Here is a 3,010-nt window from a genome sequence, read left to right as displayed (position 1 = left end):
ATTTCTCGAAGGGGGAAAGAATTGCGCTGCAGGCAGCGACAAAGACGAGGGAACAGAGCGCGTAGACTCTTATCTTCTTGTACCAGGTGGTCATGGGGTTCCTCCTGGGGGGCCCATGTCGGGGTATCCCTTACTATCAAGTATAGGTTCTCCCCGCCGGGCATGCTATGGCCCAGGAAAAAAACTGGCGTGGTGGCTATGGAATTTTTGCACGGAGCGGGAAAAATTTCCTATACTGAACCATCTATCTTATCGGGGGGGTGACAGGTGCGGGTCCGTAGTGCTGATCCCCCTTCGGGGGGCGCTTTTCGTTTAAGAAAACCATTCCCGAGAAGGGTCCCGAGGTTTCCCGAATCTCACAGGGCTCTCCGGCCATGAGAATTCTTGTGGCGGGAGGGGCAGGGTTTATCGGTTCGCATCTCTGTGAGGGGCTTCTGGGGCTGGGTCACGACGTGATCTGTGCGGACAATTTTTCAACGGGGTTTCGTCATAACCTGGATCATCTTCGGGAAAGGACCGCCCTCGTTCTGGTGGAACAGGACCTGACGGATTCCGGGGGATCGCTGCCCCGGGCCGAGGCGGTCATGAACCTGGCCTGCCCCGCCTCGCCCGTGCAGTACCAGCGGGACCCCCTGGGGACCCTTCGGGCGAATCTTCTGGGAACGATGAACCTTCTGGAGTGTGCGGGGCGCTGGAAGGCGTCCTTCTTCCAGGCCTCCACGAGCGAGGTCTACGGAGACCCCGATGTCCACCCCCAGAACGAGCTCTACTGGGGCCGGGTGAACCCCCTGGGCAGCCGGGCCTGTTACAACGAGGGAAAGCGCTGCGCCGAGACCCTCTGCATCAACTACCACCGTCACCGGGGGCAGTCCCTGGCCATGGCCCGGATCTTCAACACCTACGGTCCGCAGATGGCTCCCGACGACGGCCGGGTTGTCTCATCCTTTATTGTGCGCGCCCTGCGGAATGAACCCATCGAGCTTTTTGGCGGCGGCACCCAGACCCGGTCTTTCTGCTACATCGACGATATGATCGAGGGGATTCTGGCTTGCGCCCTGGGGGGCGGGCCCTTTCCGGGGCCGGTGAACCTGGGAAACCCCCAGGAGATATCTATCCGGGCCCTGGCCGAAGCGATCATTGACCTTACCAACAGCCGGTCCCGCCTGGTCACGCAACCCTCGCCCGAGGACGACCCGGGGCGACGCTGTCCCGATATTTCCCTGGCACGGCACCTCTACGGGTGGGAGCCCCGCACCGATCTTGCCCGGGGTCTCCTGCAGACGATCTCCTGGTTCGATGGGGTCCTCTCCCGGTAGGCTCCGCCCGCCGGGGGAGGTCTAGGCAGGCCGGAGGCCTGCCCGATCCGGGGTTAGCTGTCCCAGCTCCAAGTCTCAAAGTCTTCCCCATCGAGGATGTGGGGGACTCCTTCAGAGAGTGTGAAGGGGGCCGAGAGAGCTGCATTATGCTGCATTGGCGTCTCCCCCCGATTATCCCACCTGGTGAGGAGTATCCGCCATTGCTTGTCCGGGGCAAGGCCCGTCAGGGCTTCCGGCACAAACTGGGGTCGGGTACCCGTCTTCTCCACGTTCGTCACGCCGTCTTTCAGGCGGAGCTGGACGCCTTCGTACCAGGTATCGAAATCGTCCTGATTACCTTCCCATGTACCCCCAAGCCAGGCCTCGTGGGTCCCTTCGGTGTAGCTATCGGCATCGACAAGATCGTAGTAGACCGTATCTGTGGTGTTAAGGATCTCCTCGAGTGTCTCGGAGAATATCACCAGATTCGCGGCCCACTGGCCCTGCAGAAGGACGTCCCTGCCGGGCATGGTGAAGGTTGGAAGAGTACTCTCGCCATCCCACTCGATGAGATCCATGGGGCTGTCCGTTCCAACTTCCTGCCATCCCAGAAAGGAGCTGCTGCCCGGGAATGGGATCTGGGCGGGAATGGTCACAGAATCACCCTGGCTATGGAACCGGGGCGGGTCCATGTAGAGGTGCATTCCCCAGTCCTCATCGACGAGCCCGGGGTCGTAGGAGACGATGTAGGTCTGGTCGGGCCCTGCAAAGCCCCGGATCACTCGGACTCGGGAAGGGGAAGGGAGGGGTTGGTTCAGGGGAGGATCTGTTGTGACGCCAGGTTCAGTAGTGAACAGAGCTGCTGCAGCATGTCCATCGCCGGTGGAGGCGAGGTTGGAGCGCCAAAACCAGCTGTTGTTCTCAATTCCCGCATAAGTGCGAAGATCCGGATTCTGGAAGATCTTTGCATCAAGAATATTCAGCTCGTTTGCCGAAGGAAGGAACCAGTCGCTAAAACCTCCTCCCGCGTAGTTTTGGGCTGCCAGGGCTGCGTACTCTCCCTCGTCTCCCTGGGCTGTAATGACCGCAGCGGTATTGTGCCGTCCCAGCCCCGCTAACCCTCCGATTTCTCCCATATACTCGAGGTTTTCGAGGGCTCCTGCCTCGATGCCACTCCTGATCCAGGGGAGTGGGGGGATCTCTTCCAGAGAGATTTCCAGATAGCGCCACCCAACCAGGGTGCTGGTGCGGGTGGATTCGTACATGGGGTCGTCCTCGTCATCGGTGTCAAAAAAGACGAGCCCTCCGGCGGGGCCAACCTTCCCGATCGCACCGTCACCCTCGGTCCAGTTGGCAGTGAGGGTGATATCGCTGGTAATCTCCAGGGTATCCCCGGGTTGGTACTCATCGTCGCCCTCACGCCAGTGCAGGAAACGCTGGGTGATTCCCGAGTCTTCGTGGCCTCCTGTCAGGCCGGGGCCGCGCAGGGTCTGGGGGTGCAGTATCTCGTGGGGGTCGGCGCCGGCCATCAGGTACACCGGACCCGGGGGAGGGCCGCTGGAGCCATCGCCTCCCAGGTAGGTCACGGTGAAGACCCCGCCAGCCTCGAAGGAAGGAGCGTCTGCTCCCGGGGACTCGCCGTAGGTGTTGTAGGCGACGACGCGGTAGTCCCAGGAGGAATCGGGCGGGACCCGGTCGGTGAAGAGCGAGCTGTT

Annotated in this window: 2 protein-coding genes; one reads left to right on the top strand and one right to left on the bottom strand. The window is 61.4% G+C overall.

Features of this window, described 5'->3' with window-relative positions; all coding sequences use genetic code 11:
* Positions 1-374 precede the first annotated feature (374 nt).
* Positions 375-1,316 (top strand): UDP-glucuronic acid decarboxylase family protein, encoded by a 942-nt coding sequence (locus B071_RS0112040; protein WP_018527331.1) that lies wholly within the window; start codon positions 375-377, stop codon positions 1,314-1,316.
* A gap of 53 nt (positions 1,317-1,369) precedes the next feature.
* Here B071_RS0112040 and B071_RS17455 read toward each other — a convergent pair.
* Positions 1,370-3,010, bottom strand: a 1,641-nt coding sequence (locus tag B071_RS17455) for a hypothetical protein (RefSeq protein WP_040588396.1), incomplete at its 5' end; no start/stop codon positions are given.

The sequence above is a fragment of the Alkalispirochaeta alkalica DSM 8900 genome, assembly GCF_000373545.1.
In the GTDB taxonomy this organism is placed as follows: Bacteria; Spirochaetota; Spirochaetia; order DSM-27196; family Alkalispirochaetaceae; genus Alkalispirochaeta; species Alkalispirochaeta alkalica.
This window is presented reverse-complemented; position numbering and strand designations above follow the sequence as displayed.